Raw genomic sequence first — 20380 nt, forward strand, 5'->3', positions numbered from 1 at the left:
GTCCTTGGTTTACCAGCGACGCTCAAAGCGGCGGCGCAGCAGCACGGCAATGGCATTCATCGTGATCAGGAACACCAGCAAGATGATGATACCGCCCCAAGCACGTTCGTAGAAGGCCGGGTCGGCGCGTTTGGCCCATTCATAGATCTGGGCCGGCATGGCGGAGTTCGGCGACATCAACCCTTCGGCGATGCTTTCCGGCGGGTTGGAGGCGATGAAGCCGACCATGCCGATCAGCAGCAAAGGTGCTGTTTCGCCAAGCGCTTGGGCCAGCCCGATGATGGTCCCCGTAAGGATGCCCGGAGCGGCGAGAGGCAGCACATGGTGGAACACCGATTGCATCTTCGAGGCCCCTACCCCAAGCGCCGCGTCGCGGATCGAGGGCGGCACCGATTTGAGCGAGGCGCGGGTCGAGATGATGATCGTCGGCAGGGTCATCAGTGTCAGCACCAGACCGCCCACCAGCGGGGCCGAGTTCGGCAGGTGCATATAGTTGATGAAGACCGCAAGGCCGAGGATACCAAAGACGATCGAAGGCACCGCAGCGAGGTTCGAGATGTTCACTTCGATGATATCGGTGATCCAGTTCTTCGGCGCGAATTCTTCGAGGTAGATCGACGCGGCGACCCCGATGGGCAGCGCCAGCACCAGCACCACCAGCATCATCGCGAAAGAGCCGATCATCGACACCCCCATGCCCGCCGCTTCGGGCCGCGCGTCAGAGGCGTCGGCGCCTGTGATGAAGTCGAGGTTGAAACGCTTTTCGATGCTGCCGTCGGCGATCAACGCATCGACCAGATCAAGCTGCTCGGCGCTGATGTTCTTGTCATTGGCGATGCTTTCGCGGGTCACGCGGCCCTTGAGGTAGCCATCGACACGGCTGTTGGTCAGGAACTCGAATTCGGCATTCGTGCCGATCAGCTCGGGGTTGGCCAAGACGTAGTTGCGCAACTGGGCGGCGGCGTCTTTCGACAGGATATCGGCCATCGCCTTGGGCTTGAGATCGCTCTCGACCTCGCCCGCTTCGATCTTGTTTTCAAAGGCAGCTTTCAGCAGGGGCGAATATCCGAAGGTCGAGACCTTCTTGATGTCTTCCAGATCGCGGTTGCCGTTCTTGTCGAGCTTGTCTTCCAGCAACGGCACGGAAAGCGTCACATAGGTCTGCTGAAACGCGCCGGTCCCGCGGGAGATGATGGTGAAGAGCAGCGTCAGCAGCATCAAGAGGCCGATGACGATGGCAATGATGCCATAGAGCTTGAAACGGCCCTCGGAAGCGTTGCGGCGTTTGGTGCGCCCGTCTTGGACCAGCAGAGAGGCTCCGCGCGGGTCTGCGATGGGGGCTGCGGGGTTGGGGATATCGCTCATTCGTACTGCTCCCGGTATTTGCGCACGATGTAGAGGGCCAGCACGTTCAGGCCCAAGGTCAGGACGAAGAGGGTCAGGCCAAGGGCGAAGGCCACCAGCGTCTCGGGGCTGGCGAAATCGCTGTCCCCGGTCAACTGGCTGACGATGCGGGTGGTGATGGTGGTCATGGCTTCCAGCGGATTGGCCGAGATGCGAGCGATGGCCCCTGCCCCCAGCACCACGATCATGGTCTCACCGATGGCGCGGCTGGCGGCGAGCAAGACGGCGCCGACGATGCCCGGCAGCGCCGCAGGCATGACCACTTGGCGGATCGTCTCGGACTGGGTCGCGCCCAAGCCGAAAGAACCGTCGCGCAGCGACTGCGGCACCGCGTTGATGATGTCGTCCGACAGGGAGGAGACGAAGGGGATCAACATGATGCCCATGACCAGCCCGGCGGTCAGGACCGAGGTCGCCCCCGACATCCAATCGACGCCCAGAAGCCCCTCTTCCCCACGCCCGAAGACTTGGACGAGGAACGGCCCCACCGTCAGCAGTGCGAAAAGGCCGTAGACGATTGTGGGGATGCCTGCGAGGATTTCGAGCAGCGGCTTGGCCGTGGCGCGTACCTTTGGGCCTGCATATTCGCTCAGGTAAATCGCGGCGAAAAGCCCGATGGGCACGGCCACCAGCAGCGCGATGAGCGAGATATATAGCGTCCCCCAAAGCAGCGGCAGGATCGACAGGTCACTGTCGCCGCGGAAGTTCGGTGCCCAGGAAGAGCCGAAGAAGAAGTCGGTCCAGGGGTGCAGGTTGAAGAAATTAATCGTCTCGAAAAGCATCGACAACACAATGCCAACGGTGGTCAGGATCGCGAGCGACGCCGCGAGGATCAGCAGCGCCTTCACGCCCCCTTCGACCCGGTTGCGGGCGCGGAAGGTGGCATCGGTTTCGCGGTAGACCATGGCCAGCCCGGCCAAGGCGATCAGCGCCACGATGATGTTGCGCCAGAAATTGCCCGTCGCCGTCATCTCGCGGTAAGCCTGCGCGGCTTGCAGCACCTCGGGGCTGATCTCGGCACCCAAGGCAACGCCCTGTTCGCCCAGCCATGCGCGCAGGTCATCGGCGGCGGAAAGATCGGTCGCATCTGCCGCGCTGAGCGCGCCGGAAGAGACGGCCGCGTCCAGCCCATCAGCCAGACGACGCACATCGCTCATGATCAGATTGACGGAGGAGCCTTCGGGCACAGCCTCGGCGGGGATCATATCAACCACCGAAGATTGCACCAGCATCGGCTGAACCAGCAGCCAGATGCCCAAAACCAAAAGCGCGGGCACCGCCACGCTCATCACTGCATTATAGCCGTAGTAGCTTGGCAGCGAATGCAGCTTGCGGCTGTCGCCTTGGGCAGAGGCCAAAGCCCGACGCCGCGCAAGGAAATACCCGCCCAGTGCCAGGGCCGCGATCAGGATGACCAGCGGCAGCACCGCGCCTGTTGTCAGTATTTGTCCCACATGTCCCCCGGTGGATCAAAAAGCGAAAAACCGGGGGCAGTCACCCGCCCCCGGCGATAAGGGTAAAGGCTTAGGAGCCGCTGCCCATCACGGTCTCATCCGCAACCACGGACTGGGTGTCGGCCAGTTCAGGGTCGGAGACCAGACCGTATTCGGCCAGCGGGCCGTCGGGGCCGGCAACTTCGTCGGCGACGAAGAATTCAGCGTATTCTTTCAGGCCGGGGATCACGCCGATGTGGGCTTTCTTGACGTAGAAGAACAGCGGGCGCGACACGGGGTAGTCACCCGAGGCGATGCTCTCGGTGGTTGGCTCGACGCCGCCCATGGTGGCAACTTGCAGCTTGTCGGTGTTGTTCTCGTAGAAGGCCAGACCGAAGACGCCGATGCCGTCTTGGTTGCTTTCGATGCGCGCCAGCGTCTCGGTGTAGTCGCCGTCGATGTCCACGGACTTGCCGTCGGTGCGCAGGCTGATGCACTCTTTCTCAGCGGCTTTCTTGTCGCCATCCGCGGCTTCGAGGAAGGCTTCGAAATCACCGGTTTCTTCGCAGCCCGCGAGGATCACTTTGTCTTCAAACACTTCGCGCGTGCCGTGTTTGGTGCCGGGGATGAAGGCTTGGATCGGCTGGGCGGGGAAGTCGGGGTTGACCTGATCCCATGTGGTATAGGGGTTCTCGGTCACTTCGCCATCGACGACAACTTTGGCGGAGAGGGCTTTGTACCAATCGACCGGCGTGAACTCGAAGGTCTCGCCATTGATGTCGGAGGCGAAAACGATGCCGTCATAGCCGATGCGCACTTCGATGATGTCGGTCACGCCGTTTTCGGCACAGGCCGCCACTTCGGCGTCTTTGATCTGGCGGGAGGCGTTTGCCACGTCGATGGTGTTCTCGCCCACGCCTTCGCAGAAGCGCTTGAGGCCAGCCGAGGAGCCGCCCGATTCCACGACCGGTGTCGGGAAGTCAAAGTTTTCGCCAAAGGCTTCGGCGACGATGGAGGCATAGGGCAGCACGGTCGAGGAACCGGCAACCTGTACTTGGTCACGCGCGGCAGCAGCGGTTGCAGATACGGCGGCAATCGCCAGGGCGGAAGTGGTGAGTTTTGCGAGTGACATGATATCTCCTGTCAGATGCGAATTGGTGACCACCCCATGGTGATCTGCGCCCCGTCTATGAAGGCGGTGCTGTGCTTTTGTGACAGCAACGTTACAGTTTCATGACAGTCGCCCTGAATCACCAAATTTCTGCAAAAATCAGTCAGAACCCGGTTTCATCGGCAGAATCACGCGGAATTCGGCCCCTTCGCCGGGGGTGCTGGTGATCTTGAGCCGCCCGCGGTGACGGTTCATGATGTGTTTGACGATAGCCAAACCCAGTCCCGTTCCGCCAAGCGCACGGCTGCGGTGGCTGTCGACCCGGTAGAACCTTTCGGTCAGCCGCGGCAGGTGAATCGCGTCGATCCCGGGACCGTGGTCGCGTACACTGACATAGACCGCAGGGCCGCGCATCGCCGGGTCATGGGCCGTGCGTTTGACCGAAATCTCAACCCGGTTGTCGCGCCCGCCATATTTGATCGCGTTCTCGATGAGATTGGTAAAGACCTGCACCAACTGATCCGCATCGCCCAGCACAAGGGCGGGCGCATCCCCCAAGGTCGGTGCCAGTGTCACATTGCTGTCGACCGCCAGCGGCGCGAGGTTGCGCAGGGTGCCGCGCAGCAGGTCGCGCACATCGATCGGCGCCTCGGGGCGCACGCGCTCTTCGGCCTCGACCCGGCTGAGGGACAAAAGCTCTCCCACCAGCCGGTTCATCCGCTCTGCCTCTTGCGCCATGATTCCCAGAAACCGCTCGCGCGCCGCCGTATCATCGCGTGCCGGGCCTTGCAGCGTCTCAATGAAGCCGATGAGCGCGGTAAGCGGAGTGCGCAACTCATGGCTTACATTGGCCACGAAATCGCGGCGCATCTGGCCTGCCTGCGCCATCTCCGTCACATCGTTGAAACTGAGCAGGACAATCCCGTGGTCGCCCACCGGGCGCAGGCTTACGTCATAGGTGGTGCCATGTTCGCCGCCGGTGCTGGTAAAGCGCGCTTGGCAGGGGCCCGCGCCCGCAAGACAGCGTTCGACCGCTTCGACCAGCCCCGGCTGGCGCAGCGCGGTGACGAAATGGCGGCCCAGCAGCCCCTTGCCCAGCAGATCCTCGGCGGGCGCGTTCAGAACGGTGATCCGCTCTTCGGCATTGATGGCCACGCTTGGCAGCGGCAGCGCCGCCACCACATCGGAAAGGGTTACGGCGGTGCTGCCCACGTCAGAGCGGTTCAAGATCGCGGCGGAAGCGCGCGGCGTTCTCGGCATAGTGTTTGGCGCTCGCGGTCAACTGTTGGATCGCCTGCGCGTCAAGCTCACGCACAACTTTGCCCGGCACGCCCATGACGAGCGACCCATCGGGGATCACCTTGTTCTCGGTGATCAGCGCCCCTGCCCCGATCAGGCAGTTCTTGCCGATCTTCGCCCCGTTCAGCACCGTGGCCCCCATGCCGATCAAGCTGTTGTCGCCGATGGTGCAGCCGTGCAGCATGACCTTATGACCGATGGTGCAATCCTCGCCCACGGTCAGCGGATAGCCCATATCGGTGTGAAAGACGCAGTTCTCTTGCACATTGCTGCCGCGGCCCACGGTGATCATCTCATTGTCGCCGCGCAGGGTGCTGCCAAACCAAACTGAGGCTTCGGGGCCGAGCGTCACCTTACCGATGACATTCGCATCAGGGGCGACCCATGCATCGGGGGAGACTTCGGGGCGGGCATCGGCGAGGGCGTAGAGGGTCATTTCAATTCCTCGAATTCGGATTGCAGACGGCGAACGTGATCCTTGATGGCGGGTTGTTGGCTCAGCCGCAGCCGGGCGGCGGTGATGATCGATTTCAGCCGCGCCTCGGTCTGCTCGAGATCGTCGTTTACGAGCACGAAGTCATAGCCGTCCCAATGGCTGATCTCATCCCAGCTTTTGCCCATGCGCTTGGCAATCGTCTCGGCATCGTCTTGGCCCCGGCTTTCCAAACGGCGCTTCAACTCGGTGATCGAGGGCGGCAGCAAGAAGATCGACAGCGTGTGCGTGTTCAGGTCGGAGTTGCGGATCTGCTGTGCGCCCTGCCAGTCGATGTCGAAAAGAATGTCCTGCCCCTCGTCAATCGCCGCCTGCACGGGGGCCTTGGGGGAGCCGTAGAAGTTGCCAAAGACATGTGCGTGTTCCAGCATTTCTCCCTCGGCCACGGCCTGCCGGAACTCCTCTTCGCCGACAAAGCGGTAATCCTTGCCATCCTCCTCGCCCGGTCGGGGGGCGCGGGTGGTGGCGGAGACCGAGAAGTTGATCGTCGGATCCCATGCGCGCAGGGCGCGGGCCATGGTCGATTTGCCCGCCCCGGAGGGGGAACTGAGGATGATCAGAAGGCCGCGTCGGCTTGGGTTTGTCACGTCTTACTCCACATTTTGCACTTGTTCGCGCATTTGGTCGATCACCGCCTTCAGGGCCAGACCGACAGTCGTCAATTCGGTGCTCTGCGCCTTGGAGCAGAGCGTGTTGGCTTCGCGGTTGAACTCCTGCATCAGGAAATCCAGCTTGCGCCCCACCGGCCCGCCCTGCCCGATCAGCGCACGCGCGGCGGCGACATGGGCGGCAAGGCGGTCGATCTCTTCGGTGACATCGGCCTTGACCGCGATCAAGGCCAGCTCCTGCGCCACCCGGTCCGCATCCGCGCCCTCACTGTTGTCGAGCACGCGCGCAAGGTTGCGGCGCAACTGGGCAGCGGTCTCTTCCTTCCGGGCCTCGGCCAAAGCGGCGGCTTCGGCGGCGCGGTTTTCGACCTCGGTCAACTGCTCTTGCATTACACCGGCCAGCGCCGCGCCTTCCTGCGCGCGCATCTCGTTGAAATCATGCAGCAGGGTCGGCACTTCCGCCAGCAAAGCGGCGCGCAGCGCGTCGATGTCCTGTGCCTGATCGGCCTGTTCCAACACACCGCGCATGGAAAGAATGTCGCTCGCCTGTGAGGGCGCCAGCGATACCCCGGCATCCATCGCACGGGCCTCGATCTCATGCAGGGCGGTCAGCAGCGTGTCGACACGCGCCTCGTTGATCTGCAAGCTGCCGTCACTCTCAGCCGAGGAGATGCGCAGGTTGCAGGTGATATTGCCCCGCGCCACCTCCGCCGAAATCTGCTTGCGCAGGGCGGCCTCAAGCCCCTCGACCCAATCGGGCACGCGCAGCCGCAGGTCGAGCCCTTTGCCATTGACCGCGCGCAGCTCCCAAGACCAGCTCCAACCCTCCAAAGCGCCGGAGGCAGAGGCGAAACCTGTCATGGACCTGATCATCGGCGCGTTCCTTGCAAGGGCGGTCATGTCCTGCCTTACGGCGAAACCCCCGCGAGGGGCAAGCCCCCGCCCCCTCGGCCCGGCGGATCCCTTGGCTCACGCGTTAACCACTTCAGCGAAAGCATGACGAATTCCTTAACCGCCTGCCGTATTAATGATTTGGTAATCATTTCGGCCGCATTGTGCCGCTGTCGTTTCAAAAACGGCTGCTGTATTGGCCAAGTCCTTATGGGTGAGTTTCAATGGGCAATACAGGCCACACCGCGCAGAATGTTGTCGCCATGTCAGATCATCGGACGCATGTTGGCTATGGCCCGCTCGCGCAGGTCGAAGCCTATTGGGAGGCCCTGCGCGGCAACAGGTTGATGCCGCGGCGGTCGGATATCGACCCGCGCGGGATCGAGCAGGCATTGGAATATGCCTTTATCCTCGAACGTGTCGCCGTGGGTGTCGGACGGTTGCGGATTGCGGGCGACCATCTGCGCGATCTCATGGGGATGGAGGTGCGCGGCATGCCGATCACCGCCTTTTTCGGCTCGCAGTCACGCCCCCGCGTCGGCGAAGCGCTGGAAGAAGTGTTTCAGATGCCCGGCCAAATCACACTGGACCTGGGCGCGGCGGCGAGCTATGGGCGGCCTGCCTTGACGGGGCGGATGCTGCTCTTGCCGCTGAAAAGCGATCTGGGCGATGTCAGTCGGGTGCTGGGCTGTCTTGTCGTGCTGGGGGAGATCGGACAAACCCCACGGCGTTTCGATCTGGCGCAGGCCACGCGGCATAGCGCCTTTGGCGGGTTGGCCAAACCTCTGCGCCATGCCGATCCCCTGCAGCAGCCGCTCTTGCCACGCGAAACCGGATTCGCAGAGCCGAAGGCAAGCTTCACCGCCGCCCCGACGGGTGAGAACCCGCCCTATCTGCGTCTGGTGAAGTCAGAGCAGGAATAGCCCGTCCGCCGCCCTCGGAACGCGAAAACGCCGCCCCGGAAAACGGGACGGCGTTTCTTTCGTCACAATCGAGTGCAGGCTGAGGCTGCTACCCCGCCGCCCGCGCCGTTTGAGCCACGCGGCGGTTCGACAGTTCCTCCGCCACGAGGAAGGCCAGTTCCAGCGACTGGCTGGCATTGAGCCGCGGGTCGCAGGCCGTGTGGTAACGGTCCGACAGATCCTCGTCGCTGACCGCCCGCACACCGCCGGTGCATTCGGTCACGTCTTGGCCGGTCATCTCGAAATGCACACCACCGGGGACGGAACCTTCGGCGTTATGCACGGCAAAGAACTCATGCACTTCGCGCAGCACGGAATCGAAGGGCCGGGTCTTGTAGCCGGTAGAGGATTTGATCGTGTTGCCGTGCATCGCGTCACAGGTCCAGACGACATTGGCGCCCTCTTCCTGAACGGTCTTGATCAAACGCGGCAGGTGATCGCCCACCTGCCCCGCACCAAAGCGCGAAATCAGGGTGAGACGGCCCTCTTCATTCTCGGGGTTCAGCTTGGCCATCAACTGCTTGAGGTCATCGCTGGTCATCGAGGGACCACACTTCAGGCCAATCGGGTTTTGCACGCCGCTGGCAAACTCCACATGCGCCCCGTCGGGTTGCCGCGTGCGGTCACCGATCCAGATCATGTGACCCGAGCCTGCGAGCCACTTCCCGGTTTGGCTGTCACGGCGGCAAAGCGCCTCTTCATACTCCAGCAACAGCGCTTCGTGGCTGGTGTAGAATTCCACCGATTGCAGCGTATGTGCGGTTTCGGCGGTCACCCCTGCGGCGGCCATGAAATCAAGTGTGTCAGAGATGCGGTTGGCGATCTCACGGTATTTCTCGGCCTTTTCGTCGTCGGTGAATCCCAGCGTCCAGCCGTGGACCTGATGCACATCAGCATAGCCCCCGGTCGAGAAGGCGCGCAAAAGGTTCAGCGTGGCGGCGGCCTGCGTATAGGCGCGCAGCATCTTTTGCGGGTCGGGGATACGCGCCGCTTCGTTGAAGGCCAGATCGTTGATGATATCGCCGCGGTAGCTGGGCAGTTCCACGCCATCCACCACTTCGGTCGGGGCCGAGCGCGGTTTGGCGAATTGGCCGGCCATGCGCCCCAGTTTGATCACCGGCACCTTGGCCCCATGGGTCAGCACGATGGCCATCTGCAACATTACCTTGAAGGTGTCGCGAATGGCGTCCGAGCTGAACTGTTCAAAGCTCTCGGCACAGTCGCCGCCCTGCAAAAGGAAGGCTTCGCCACGGCCCGCGGCGGCCAGATGTTTCTTCAACCGGCGTGCTTCGCCCGCAAAAACGAGGACCGGATAGCGTGCCAGCTGTGCCTCAACCGCTTCCAATGCGGCTTGGTCAGGGTAATCGGGCATCTGGACGCGCGGTTTGCTGCGCCAGCTCGAGGTGCTCCAGTCTGTCATCTTTCTACTCCGCTCCACAGCGCCGAGTGTCGGCGCTTCGTGATCTTTCTCTATACAAAGGCGCGGGGAAAGTGACCAGAACCGAAATGCGCCCTATTGACGTGGCGTGAGGCCCGTGGGCAATGTTTCCGGTAAGTTCTGGCGGCCATGGCACATGTCGGCAGAGACGACCTGAATAGAAAGACGCCGTGATGTCCCAACCGCGCCCGGCCACCCGCATGCCCCCCCAGACCGACAAGCCGCGGCGCTTCGTCTTTGTGTTGTTGGAGAATTTCACCCTTCTGAGCTTTGCCTCGGCGGTGGAATGCCTGCGGATCACCAACCGCATGCTCGAACGCGAGGTCTATGAATGGCAGGTCGTGGGCGAAAGCGGTGAGACCTGTGTAAGCTCATCCGGCGCGGTTTTCGCGCTGGACGGCGGGCTTGAAGAGTTGGGCCGCGACGACACCATCATGATCTGCGGCGGCATCGGCGTGCAGGCCGCGACCACCAAGAAGCTGCTGGCATGGCTGCGCCGCGAGGCGCGCAAGGGGCTGGTTGTTGGCGGGCTTTGTACCGCGGCACATACGCTGGCCAAGGCGGGGCTGCTCGACGGCAAACGCGCCACGATCCATTGGGAGAATCAGGACAGTTTCGGCGAGGAATTTGAAGAAGTCATTCTGACGAAATCGGTCTTCGTGGTCGATGGCAACCGGCTGACCACGGCGGGTGGCACGTCTTCTTTGGACATGATGCTGAAACTCATTGCCGATGATCATGGAGAGGAGACGGCCAACGCCGTGGCGGATCAGCTCATTTATTCCTCGATCCGCACCGACCAAGACACGCAGCGCCTGTCGGTGCCCACGCGAATCGGCGTGCGCCATCCCAAGCTTTCCCAAGTTATTCAGCAGATGGAGCGCAATATCGAAGAGCCGATCAGCCCCTCCATCCTCGCCCGCGACGTGGGCATGTCGACCCGGCAGCTAGAGCGTCTGTTTCGGCGCTACCTGAACCGCAGCCCAAAACGCTACTATATGGAATTGCGGCTGCAAAAGGCGCGCAACCTGTTGATGCAGACAGATATGAGCGTGATCAACGTGGCGCTGGCCTGCGGCTTTGCCTCGCCCTCGCATTTCTCGAAATGTTACCGGGCGCATTACCAGACCACGCCTTATCGTGAGCGCGGCAGCCAATCCACCCGGCAGCCCGCCTGAGGGTTAGGGCGTGATGCGGTAGACGGTGCCGTTGACCTCTGAAATGAACCAGATCCCACCCTCGGGCCCTTCGACGACATCGCGCACGCGGGCGGTCTCGTCGGTCTTGATTTGCGCCACCTCTTCCAGCGGCGTGCCGCTTAGCCGGGCGATATAGTCGAACTTGAGCGAACCGACGAAGATGTCACCTTCCCATTCAGGGAAAAGCGCGCCGGAGTAGACCATCAGCCCCGCAGGCGCGATGGAAGGGTCCCAGTAGAATTCGGGCTGCGCCATCCCTTCCTTCGCCGTGCCCTCACCGATCTTCGCGCCCGAATAGTGCTCACCGTAGGAAATCACGGGCCAGCCGTAATTCGTGCCTTTGGTGATGCGGTTCACCTCATCCCCGCCCTTGGCCCCGTGTTCCGACACCCAAAGCCGCCCATCCAGATCCAGCCCCGCCCCTTGCGGGTTGCGATGGCCGTAGGACCAGATTTCGGGCAGCACGTCGGGCGTGTCGACAAAGGGATTGTCATCGGGAACCGAGCCGTCGCGGTTCACCCTAATGATGCTGCCGTTATGCGTGCTGCGGTCCTGCGCCGCCGGACGGTCGCCGCGTTCGCCAATAGTGACCAGCAGCGTGCCATCCGGTGCCTCGACCACGCGCGAACCGAAGTGCTGGCCGCCGCTGCTGCCGGGTTTCATGGCGAAAAGCTCGGTCAGGTTTTCCAGACTGCGGGTATCCTTGGACAGTTTCGCGCTGGCCAAGGCGGTCCCCGCGCCGCCACTCTCTTGGGGTTTGGCATAGGTCAGGAACAGCAGGCGGCTTTGCGCGAAATCCCCGGCCAAGGTAATGTCCAACAGGCCGCCCTGCCCGACCACGGCCACCTGCGGCAGGCCCGTGACCTCATGCCGAGCGCCGTCCTTTTGGTAGATCAGACGACCGGCTTTCTCGGTCACCAACAGACCGCCATCGGGCAAAGGCGCGACGCCCCAAGGGGCCTCCAGATTCTCGGCGATGGGCGTGATCGTCAGGCCGCTTTGTGCGCTGGCGGTGCCTGCGGCGGAAAGGCTGCAAAGGGTGAGGGCAGTGGCGGTCGCGATATGTTTGGCGAATGTCATGAGCAGGCTCCTGTGGGCATGGGGCTTGGGTCTAGACATAGCCAGCGACCCGCCCATTTCCACCATCGCGCCCGTATCCCGCGAAAAGCCTGCGAAAAACACTTTATAAATCGCCTTTTCTTTTTCGAAACCACAACCTAACGTTCGATCAGAACGAGAGTTCAACTAAGGGAGAGTACCAAATGAAAAAAATACTGATGGCCACAACGGCCGTTGCCCTGCTCGCCACTGGCGCGCATGCTGAAGACACCAAGATCGGCATTCTGCTGGGCTTCACCGGCCCGCTGGAATCGCTGGCCAATGACATGGCCGCCGGTGCCGAACTGGCAATTTCCGAAGTTAACGAGAGCGGCATGTTCCTCGACGGTGCCACCGTTTCGTCCGAGCGTGGCGACACCGGCTGCATCGACGCGGGTTTGGCCGTGGCCTCGGCTGAGCGTCTGATCACCTCCGACCGCGTGAGCGGCATCGTCGGCGGCATGTGCTCGGGTGAAACCACCGCCTCGCTGCAGAACGTGGCCATTCCGAACGGCATCGTGATGATCTCGCCCTCCGCGACATCCCCGGCGTTGTCGACGGTCGAAGACAACGGCCTGTTCTTCCGCACCTCCCCATCGGATGCGCGTCAGGGTCAGGTCATGGCCGACATCCTGAACGACCGTGGCATCAAGGAAGTCGCCGTCACCTATACCAACAACGACTATGGTAAAGGTTTGGCCGACAGCTTTGAGACCGCTTACAAAGAATCCGGCGGCACCGTGACCATCAACACCTCGCATGAAGACGGCAAAGCGGATTACTCCGCCGAAGTCGGCGCGCTGGCCTCTGCCGGTGGTGAGGTTCTGGTCGTGGCAGGCTATGTCGACCAAGGTGGCGCGGGCATCGTGAACGGTGCGCTGGACGCCGGTGCATTCGACGTCTTCATGTTCCCCGACGGCATGGTCTCCGACACGCTGGAAGAGAAATTCGCCGAGATCGCGGATGGCTCCTTTGGTCAGAACCCGAGTGCTGCTGGCGAAGGCCCGGACAACTACAAGAAGATGGGCAAGGAAGCCGGTTTCGAGCCGACCAACGCTTTCTCGCCTGAATCCTATGACGCGGCAGCGCTGATGCTGCTGGCGATGCAGGCCGCGGGCTCCAACGATCCGGCGGAGTACAAGGAAAAGGTGATGGAAGTCGCCAACGCCCCGGGTGAGAAAATCCTGCCGGGTGAACTGGGCAAAGCGCTTCAGATCATCAAAGACGGCGGCGACGTGGACTATGTCGGTGCCTCGGCGGTCGAGTTGATCGGACCGGGCGAGAGCGCGGGCAACTACCGCGAGATCGAGATGAAGGACGGCAAGATGGTCACGGTCGGCTACCGCTGATCCGCGCTACCATCTAACCGCTAAGAGAGGCCCGGTCGCAGTGCGATCGGGCCTTTTGCTTAGGAAATCCGCTTTTCTTCCGGGGATGCAGCCAGTACAAATCCCCTATTGAGGACGTGGAAAACACGTCCCGTCTGGGAGGACAGGATGAAAAAGCAACGTATGGCCGTGCCGGTCAGGGCTTTGGGCATGTATTTCGCTGAACGTGATTTCAGCAATGCGGCGCAATTTGCCTTTGACGAGGCAGCGGAAAGCTTTCCTCAGATCAGGACCGCAGCGGTCCCTTTCAAGAATCTCAGCACATTGTAAACAGGTATGGCGGCGTGCATTCGTGCGAGCCACCGTATGACGACCAATAAAAACCAGCCACAAGGTGGCGGACACGGGGATGGACATATGATCGTCGTAGACGACGTACACAAACACTTCGGCGGGTTTCACGCCGTCGACGGGGCAAGCCTGTCGATCGAGAAAGGATCGATCACTGGTTTGATCGGCCCAAATGGCGCGGGGAAAACCACGCTGTTCAACGTAATTGCCGGCGTGCTTCAGCCCACTTCGGGCCGCGTCACCATGGACGGGGAGGACATCACCGGCCTGCCCCCGCATGAGCTTTTCCACAAGGGGCTACTGCGCACTTTCCAGATCGCGCATGAGTTCTCTTCGATGTCGTGCCGCGAGAACTTGATGATGGTGCCAGGCAATCAGTCGGGCGAGACGCTGTGGAACACATGGTTCGGCACCAAACGCATCGCCAACGAAGAACGCGCGCTGAAGGCCAAAGCCGATGAGGTGCTTGAGTTCCTGACCATCGAACATCTCGCCGAACAGAAAGCGGGCCAGATCTCGGGCGGGCAGAAAAAGCTGCTGGAGCTTGGCCGCACCATGATGGTGGATGCGAAAATCGTCTTCCTCGACGAGGTCGGCGCGGGCGTGAACCGGACGCTGCTGAACACCATCGGCGACGCGATCATCCGGCTTAACCAAGAGCGCAATTACACTTTCGTCGTGATCGAGCATGACATGGATTTCATCGGCCGCCTTTGCGACCCGGTGATCTGCATGGCTGAGGGCCACGTGCTGGCCGAAGGCACGTTGGATGAGATCAAGGCGAACGAACAGGTGATCGAGGCCTATCTCGGCACCGGGCTGAAGAACAAGGACAAGGTAGGCGCATGAGCAATGATCCCTACGGCGACCGCGGCAACAAAGATTGGTCGGTCGGCAACGCGAAGGGCCAAGGCAGCATCATGCCCAAGGCCAGCGGCAAAACCCACCCCGCCCCCGGCGGCCCCTTCCTGATTGGTGACGGCATGACGGCGGGCTACGGCAACGGCCCCGACATCCTGCATGACTGCACCATCGCCGTGGACCGCGGCGAGATCGCGGTGATCGTCGGCCCCAACGGGGCGGGCAAATCCACCGGCATGAAGGCGGTCTTCGGCATGCTCGACATGCGCAAAGGCCATGTGCGGCTGGATGGTGAAGACATCACCGAACTCAGCCCGCAGGACCGTGTGGCCAAGGGCATGGGTTTCGTGCCCCAAACCTCGAACATCTTCACCTCCATGTCGGTCGAAGAGAACCTTGAGATGGGCGCTTTCATCCGCCGCGATGACTTTCGCGATACGATGACGCAGGTCTATGACCTTTTCCCGATCCTCAAGGAAAAGCGCCATCAGGCGGCGGGTGAACTCTCGGGCGGGCAACGCCAGCAGGTGGCCGTGGGCCGCGCGCTGATGACACAGCCCAAGGTGCTGATGCTCGACGAGCCGACGGCGGGTGTCTCGCCCATCGTCATGGACGAGCTTTTCGACCGGATCATCGAGGTCGCCCGCACGGGCATCCCGATCCTGATGGTCGAACAGAACGCCCGTCAAGCGCTTGAAATCGCGGACAAAGGCTATGTGCTCGTGCAGGGGGCGAATGCCTTTACCGGCACCGGCAAAGAGCTTTTGGCCGATCCTGAAGTCCGCAAATCGTTTCTGGGGGGCTGAACATGGATCTGCTCAACGCTTTCATTGCACTTTTGAACTATGTGCTCATTCCGGGCATCGCCTATGGCTCGCAGCTGGCGCTCGGCGCGCTTGGCGTGACGCTGGTCTACGGCATCCTGCGGTTTTCCAACTTCGCCCATGGCGACACGATGGCCATGGGCACCATGGCGACGATCCTGATGACATGGCTGTTCCAGTCCATGGGTCTGAGCCTCGGCGTGCTGCCGACGGCGCTTCTGGCCCTGCCCTTCGGCATCGCCTTTACCATGCTGCTGGTGCTCGGCACCGACAAGGTGGTCTACAAGTTCTACCGTGAACAGAAGGCCAAGCCGGTGATCCTCGTGATCGTCTCGCTCGGCGTGACCTTCATCTACAACGGGATCACCCGTTTCATCATCGGCGCGGACGATCAGAACTTCCTCGACGGGCAGCGTTTCATCATGTCGGCGCGGGATTTCAAAGAAATGACCGGCCTGCGCGAAGGTCTTGCCTTCAAGACCACCCAAGGCATCACCATCGTCACCGCGATCATCGTCGTCGCATTGCTGTTCTGGTTCCTCAACAAGACGCGGGCGGGCAAATCCATGCGCGCCTATTCCGATAACGAGGATCTGGCGCTCTTGTCGGGCATCAACCCCGAGCGTGTGGTGATGATCACATGGATGATCGTGGCCGCCTTGGCGACCATCGCAGGCACGCTCTATGGCCTCGACAAGTCTTTCAAACCCTTCACCTATTTCCAACTTCTGCTGCCGATCTTTGCGGCGGCCATCGTCGGCGGGCTCGGCTCTCCGGTGGGGGCCATCGCGGGCGGTTTCGTGATCGCCTTTAGCGAGGTCACGATCACCTACGCATGGAAAAAGGTGCTGGGCTATGTGATGCCCGAAGGGTTGCAGCCGGACGGCTTGGTGCAGCTCATGAGCACGGATTACAAATTTGCGGTCAGCTTCGTCATTCTTCTAATCGTTCTGCTGATCAAGCCAACCGGCCTGTTCAAGGGGAAATCGGTATGACCCAGACTGTGAAAAACACGATCCTTTTCGCGATCATCGCCCTGATGATCATCTACACCGGCTTTGCGCAAAGCTGGAACTCGGCCCTGCTGATCATCGCCATGGGTCTGATCTCTTCGATCATGGCGCTTGGGGTGAACCTGCAATGGGGCTTTGCGGGTCTGTTCAACGTGGGCGTCATGGGCTTTGTGGCGCTTGGCGGTCTGGCGGCTGTTCTGGTCTCCATGCCCCCGACCGAGGGCGCTTGGTCCACCGGTGGTTTCGCCATTCTGGGGGCGCTGGCGCTTGGGGCGGGCACCGTGGTGGCGGCGGTCATGCTGATGAAGCGTATGGCCCCCGGCACGCTGCGCACGCTTTCGGTGATCGCGGTCTTGGTCATTGGTTTCTTCATCTTCCGTGCCCTGCTTGACCCCGCCGTTCAAGCGGTCGAGGCGATCAACCCCGCGCAGACCGGCTATCTCGGGGGTCTTGGCCTGCCGGTGCTGATCTCTTGGCCCGTGGGCGGCCTCTTTGCCGCTGGCGCGGCGTGGCTGATCGGCAAGACGGCCCTTGGCCTGCGGTCGGACTATCTGGCGATTGCGACGCTGGGGATTGCCGAGATCATCATCGCGGTACTGAAAAACGAAGACTGGATGAGCCGTGGCGTGAAGAACGTGATCGGCCTGCCCCGCCCCGTGCCTTACGAGATCGACCTGCAAAACAACCCCGCCTTCGTGGAACGTGCGGCGGGCCTTGGCTTTGATCCCGTAGACGCCTCGACGCTCTGGGTCAAACTGCTCTATATCGCGCTCTTCGCCGCTGTTCTGATCGTCCTGTTGTGGATGAGCCAGCGTGCGCTGCACTCGCCATGGGGCCGGATGCTGCGCGCGATCCGCGACAACGAAGTCGCGGCAGAGGCCATGGGCAAAGACGTGACCGCGCGGCATTTGCAGGTCTTCATCCTTGGCTCCGCGATCTGCGGCATCGCGGGGGCGATGATGACGACGATGGACAGCCAGTTGACGCCCGGCACCTACCAGCCGCTGCGCTTCACCTTCCTCATTTGGGTGATGGTGATCGTTGGCGGCTCGGGCAACAACTTCGGCGCGATCCTTGGCGGCTTCCTGATCTGGTTCCTCTGGGTGCAGGTCGAGCCGATGGGCCTGTGGCTGATGAACCTGATCACGGCGGGCATGTCCGAAGGATCGGCGCTGAAGGCCCATCTGATCGAGAGCGCGGCGCATATGCGGCTCTTGACCATGGGCATCGTGCTGCTTCTGGTCCTGCGTTTCAGCCCGCGTGGGTTGATCCCCGAGCGGTAACGCTCGCAGAGCTTCACAAGATAAAGAGGGGCGCGGTCGCACTACCGCGCCCCTTTTTCATTTCTCAGGCCGCTTCAGCGCCCCTTGAACAATCCGCCCAAGATGCCGCGCACGATCCGGCGCCCGGTGGTGCCTTTCAGCTCTTTGATCACCGCGCTCGCGATGGCATCGCCGAAACCGTCGGTCGCCTTGCGGCTTGACCGGCTGCCGCCGCTGCGTGCCCCGCCATAGCGGCGGGCCTTCTGGAACTCACGCGCGGCTGCGTCCTCGGCCTCTGCCGCGGCTTCGATCTTTTCCGCCTCTTTGGCCGCCGCTTCTGCGCGGGCCTTCAGCATTTCATAGGCCGACTCGCGATCCTGCACGGTCTCGTATTTCCCCGCCAAATCGGAGTCCGCCAGCACCGCCGCACGCTCCGCCACGGTGATCGGGCCGAGCCGCGAAGACGGCGGTCGGATCAAGGTACGCTCCACCACGCCCGGCACGCCCTTGCGTTGCAGCATGGAGGTCACGGCCTCCCCAACACCGACCTCGCGGATCGCCTCTTCGGTGTCGAAGCGCGGGTTCTCGCGGTAGGTCTCGGCGGCTTGGCGCAGTTCCTTACGATCCCGCGCGGTAAAGGCGCGTAGCGCGTGTTGGATACGGTTGCCAAGCTGGCCAAGAATATCGTCGGGTACATCGGCGGGGTTCTGGGTGACGAAATAAACCCCGACGCCTTTGGAGCGGATGAGACGCGCCACCTGTTCCACCTTGTCGACCAGCGCCTTGGGCGCATCGTCAAACAGCAGATGTGCCTCGTCAAAGAAGAACACGAGTTTCGGTTTGTCGGGGTCGCCGACCTCGGGCAGTTCCTCGAACAGTTCGGACATGAGCCACAGCAGGAAAGTCGCATAAAGTTTGGGCGAGGCCATGAGCTTGTCAGCGGCGAGGATATTGATCCGCCCGCGCCCTTCGGCATCGCAGCGCATAAGGTCCGAGAGCGCCAGCGCCGGTTCGCCAAACAACTGCGCGCCGCCTTGGTTCTCCAGCACCAGCAGCCGCCGTTGAATGGTGCCGACGGAGGCGGTCGAGACATTGCCATAGCGCAGCGCCAAGTCCTTCGCATTCTCGCCGACCCAGACCAGTAGGGATTGCAGGTCTTTCAGGTCCAAAAGCGGCATCCCTTCCTCATCGGCCACGCGGAAGGCGATGTTCAGGATGCCCTCCTGCGCCTCGGACAGGCTGAGCAACTGCGCGATGAGCAGCGGCCCCATCTCGGAAACCGTGGTGCGGACGGGGTGGCCCTGCTCACCAAAGAGATCCCAAAAGGTGACCGGGAAGGATTGATAGCTATAGTCGTCAAAGCCGATCTTGGCCGCGCGTTCGGTGAAAGCGCCGTGCAGTTTGGTGGCCTCGCTCCCCGCGACGGCAAGGCCGGACAGATCGCCCTTCACATCCGACAAGAACACCGGCACCCCGGCATTGGCAAAACCCTCGGCGAGGATTTGCAGCGTCACCGTTTTGCCCGTACCCGTCGCCCCTGCAATCAGCCCGTGACGGTTGGCATAGCCAAGATCGAGGAATTGCTTTGTCGCATGGTCGGGACCGCCGCCGCCGATAAAGATGTCACTGCTCACGCTAGGGCCTTTCTGTCAATTTTAGCCATTCGTCCGTTCCACTAGAGCATACAAACTTAACCTTTGCGCGCCATAGTGAAGGCATCCCGCTCGCATGTCCTTTCATCGGGTGGGTGTACTTCCTCCCTGTTAGACTTGGCCGCGCCTTCGGGTGCGGCCCTTTTTCTGCCGAGGGCCATGCTAAAACCCTGACAGATTGTCGCATTTTTCCTGTTGACCGGCATCACGCGCTTGCCTAACGTGGCATTAATAAGTCGGCCCAGTCCGACGGGGAGAAAGTACACGGAAAGGGGGCGCGCTGCGTCCCCTTTTGCATTTCCGCCCTGTAAGCCTCTGACATCGTGAGAAAACCATCTTCGTCGGGGTCGGCATGAAATTGCCCGAACCTTGATCGAAATGCGGCCCTTGGCACTGACAATCCCGGGGCGGCGTGGTAAGGGGCGATAACGCAACAAATGTGGATATGACATGAGCAAGTTTATGACCGCCCTGCCGCTTTGTGCAGCGCTTGCACTGACGGCCCCGATGACGGCTTTCGCCCAGACTGCCACGGAAGAGGACACCGCTCAGACCGAAGAGCAGCAGCCCCAGCCCGGCACCAGCGGCAATGCTTCGCAGATCGAAGAGCAGCTGAGCCTTGGTGAAGACGCGGACAAAGACCCCGAACTGGGCAAACCCTACACCAAGAAAGAGATCGGTTCCTGGGAGATGCGCTGCATCAAGACCGAAGAAGAGGTCGACCCCTGCCAGATGTACCAGCTTCTCGCCGATGGCGAAGGCGCGCCGGTTGCCGAAGTCTCGCTCTTCCGTCTGCCCGATGGGGGTCAGGCCAAGGCCGGTGCCACGGTTGTCGTCCCGCTTGAGACCGCCCTGCCCGCGCAGCTGACCCTGTCGGTCGACGGTGGCAAGGCCCGCCGCTATCCCTATGCCTTCTGCAACCCCGTGGGCTGCTATGTGCGCATGGGTCTGACCGATGCCGATATCGGTGCTTTCAAACGCGGCAAGGAAGCGGTGCTGACCATCGTGCCCGCTTTGGCACCGGATCAGGAAGTGAAGCTGACCCTCTCGCTCGACGGGTTCACCGCCAGCTACGACGAAGTCTCGGTGATCGAGCAGTAAGACTGGATTTTACCGATTTGAATGCCGCGCCCGACCTCGGGGGCGGCATTTT

19 protein-coding genes are annotated in these 20380 nt (G+C 61.9%); 9 read left to right on the forward strand and 10 right to left on the reverse strand.

The features are described from left to right. Positions 1-9: 9 nt before the first annotated feature. The 7 genes from pstA to HKX24_RS14105 form a co-directional block, all read right to left on the reverse strand. Complete coding sequence (gene pstA / locus HKX24_RS14075) at positions 10-1365, reverse strand: phosphate ABC transporter permease PstA (RefSeq protein ID WP_271691302.1); 1356 nt, start codon at positions 1363-1365, stop codon at positions 10-12. Further along, positions 1362-2831, reverse strand: a complete 1470-nt coding sequence (pstC, locus tag HKX24_RS14080; RefSeq protein WP_271693822.1) for a phosphate ABC transporter permease subunit PstC — start codon at positions 2829-2831, stop codon at positions 1362-1364. Before pstC ends, pstA begins: the two co-directional genes overlap by 4 nt. Positions 2832-2928: 97 nt before the next feature. Further along, on the reverse strand, positions 2929-3969 hold the full coding sequence (locus HKX24_RS14085) for a substrate-binding domain-containing protein (protein ID WP_271691303.1): 1041 nt from the start codon (positions 3967-3969) through the stop codon (positions 2929-2931). Positions 3970-4107: 138 nt separating this feature from the next. Then, the gene (locus tag HKX24_RS14090; protein WP_276154064.1) at positions 4108-5208 is read right to left on the reverse strand and encodes an ATP-binding protein; all 1101 of its coding nucleotides are present in this window, start codon (positions 5206-5208) and stop codon (positions 4108-4110) included. Beyond that, the gene (locus HKX24_RS14095; RefSeq protein WP_271691305.1) at positions 5162-5683 is read right to left on the reverse strand and encodes a gamma carbonic anhydrase family protein; all 522 of its coding nucleotides are present in this window, start codon (positions 5681-5683) and stop codon (positions 5162-5164) included. The genes HKX24_RS14090 and HKX24_RS14095 overlap by 47 nt, the downstream gene beginning before the upstream one ends. Then, entirely contained in the window at positions 5680-6327 is a 648-nt protein-coding gene (gmk, locus tag HKX24_RS14100; RefSeq protein ID WP_276154065.1) for a guanylate kinase, read from the reverse strand. The genes HKX24_RS14095 and gmk overlap by 4 nt, the downstream gene beginning before the upstream one ends. 3 nt (positions 6328-6330) lie before the next feature. Further along, complete coding sequence (locus HKX24_RS14105; protein WP_276154066.1) at positions 6331-7221, reverse strand: YicC/YloC family endoribonuclease; 891 nt, start codon at positions 7219-7221, stop codon at positions 6331-6333. Positions 7222-7502: 281 nt separating this feature from the next. On the opposite strand from HKX24_RS14105, the gene HKX24_RS14110 reads away from it, so the two are divergent. Beyond that, positions 7503-8162 (forward strand): PAS domain-containing protein, encoded by a 660-nt coding sequence (locus HKX24_RS14110; protein WP_271691307.1) that lies wholly within the window; start codon positions 7503-7505, stop codon positions 8160-8162. An 88-nt stretch (positions 8163-8250) separates the two neighbouring features. Here HKX24_RS14110 and HKX24_RS14115 read toward each other — a convergent pair whose 3' ends face one another. Beyond that, positions 8251-9621, reverse strand: a complete 1371-nt coding sequence (locus tag HKX24_RS14115) for a 3-deoxy-7-phosphoheptulonate synthase class II (protein ID WP_271687274.1) — start codon at positions 9619-9621, stop codon at positions 8251-8253. Positions 9622-9812: 191 nt separating this feature from the next. Here HKX24_RS14115 and HKX24_RS14120 point away from each other — a divergent pair, with 191 nt between their 5' ends. Next, entirely contained in the window at positions 9813-10817 is a 1005-nt protein-coding gene (locus tag HKX24_RS14120; RefSeq protein WP_271687273.1) for a GlxA family transcriptional regulator, read from the forward strand. Positions 10818-10820: 3 nt separating this feature from the next. Here the strand turns inward: HKX24_RS14120 and HKX24_RS14125 are convergent, their stop codons facing one another. After that, positions 10821-11918, reverse strand: coding sequence for a PQQ-dependent sugar dehydrogenase (locus HKX24_RS14125; RefSeq protein WP_271691308.1), 1098 nt, complete (start codon positions 11916-11918; stop codon positions 10821-10823). 182 nt (positions 11919-12100) lie between these two features. Between HKX24_RS14125 and HKX24_RS14130 the strand changes: the two genes are divergently transcribed. The 6 genes from HKX24_RS14130 to HKX24_RS14155 all read left to right on the forward strand — a co-directional run bounded on the left by HKX24_RS14130 (position 12101) and on the right by HKX24_RS14155 (position 17596). Beyond that, positions 12101-13285: an ABC transporter substrate-binding protein gene (locus HKX24_RS14130; RefSeq protein ID WP_067266789.1), complete on the forward strand. Its 1185-nt coding sequence runs from the start codon at positions 12101-12103 to the stop codon at positions 13283-13285. A gap of 147 nt (positions 13286-13432) precedes the next feature. Next, positions 13433-13594, forward strand: coding sequence for a hypothetical protein (locus HKX24_RS14135; protein ID WP_271691309.1), 162 nt, complete (start codon positions 13433-13435; stop codon positions 13592-13594). An 87-nt stretch (positions 13595-13681) separates the two neighbouring features. Further along, on the forward strand, positions 13682-14464 hold the full coding sequence (locus HKX24_RS14140; RefSeq protein WP_067266791.1) for an ABC transporter ATP-binding protein: 783 nt from the start codon (positions 13682-13684) through the stop codon (positions 14462-14464). Beyond that, positions 14461-15282, forward strand: a complete 822-nt coding sequence (locus tag HKX24_RS14145; protein ID WP_209217788.1) for an ABC transporter ATP-binding protein — start codon at positions 14461-14463, stop codon at positions 15280-15282. Before HKX24_RS14140 ends, HKX24_RS14145 begins: the two co-directional genes overlap by 4 nt. Before the next feature lie 2 nt (positions 15283-15284). Then, positions 15285-16295: a branched-chain amino acid ABC transporter permease gene (locus HKX24_RS14150; RefSeq protein ID WP_271691310.1), complete on the forward strand. Its 1011-nt coding sequence runs from the start codon at positions 15285-15287 to the stop codon at positions 16293-16295. Further along, the gene (locus HKX24_RS14155; RefSeq protein WP_271691311.1) at positions 16292-17596 is read left to right on the forward strand and encodes a branched-chain amino acid ABC transporter permease; all 1305 of its coding nucleotides are present in this window, start codon (positions 16292-16294) and stop codon (positions 17594-17596) included. Before HKX24_RS14150 ends, HKX24_RS14155 begins: the two co-directional genes overlap by 4 nt. A gap of 74 nt (positions 17597-17670) precedes the next feature. Here the strand turns inward: HKX24_RS14155 and HKX24_RS14160 are convergent, their stop codons facing one another. Further along, a complete protein-coding gene (locus tag HKX24_RS14160; protein WP_271691313.1) occupies positions 17671-19209 on the reverse strand; it encodes a helicase HerA-like domain-containing protein in 1539 nt (512 codons plus the stop codon). A gap of 468 nt (positions 19210-19677) precedes the next feature. On the opposite strand from HKX24_RS14160, the gene HKX24_RS14165 reads away from it, so the two are divergent. Then, a complete protein-coding gene (locus HKX24_RS14165) occupies positions 19678-20328 on the forward strand; it encodes an invasion associated locus B family protein (RefSeq protein ID WP_271691314.1) in 651 nt (216 codons plus the stop codon). Positions 20329-20380: the final 52 nt, after the last annotated feature.

It is taken from the genome of Sulfitobacter sp. M85, from assembly GCF_029285915.1.
In the GTDB taxonomy this organism is placed as follows: Bacteria; Pseudomonadota; Alphaproteobacteria; order Rhodobacterales; family Rhodobacteraceae; genus Sulfitobacter; species Sulfitobacter faviae.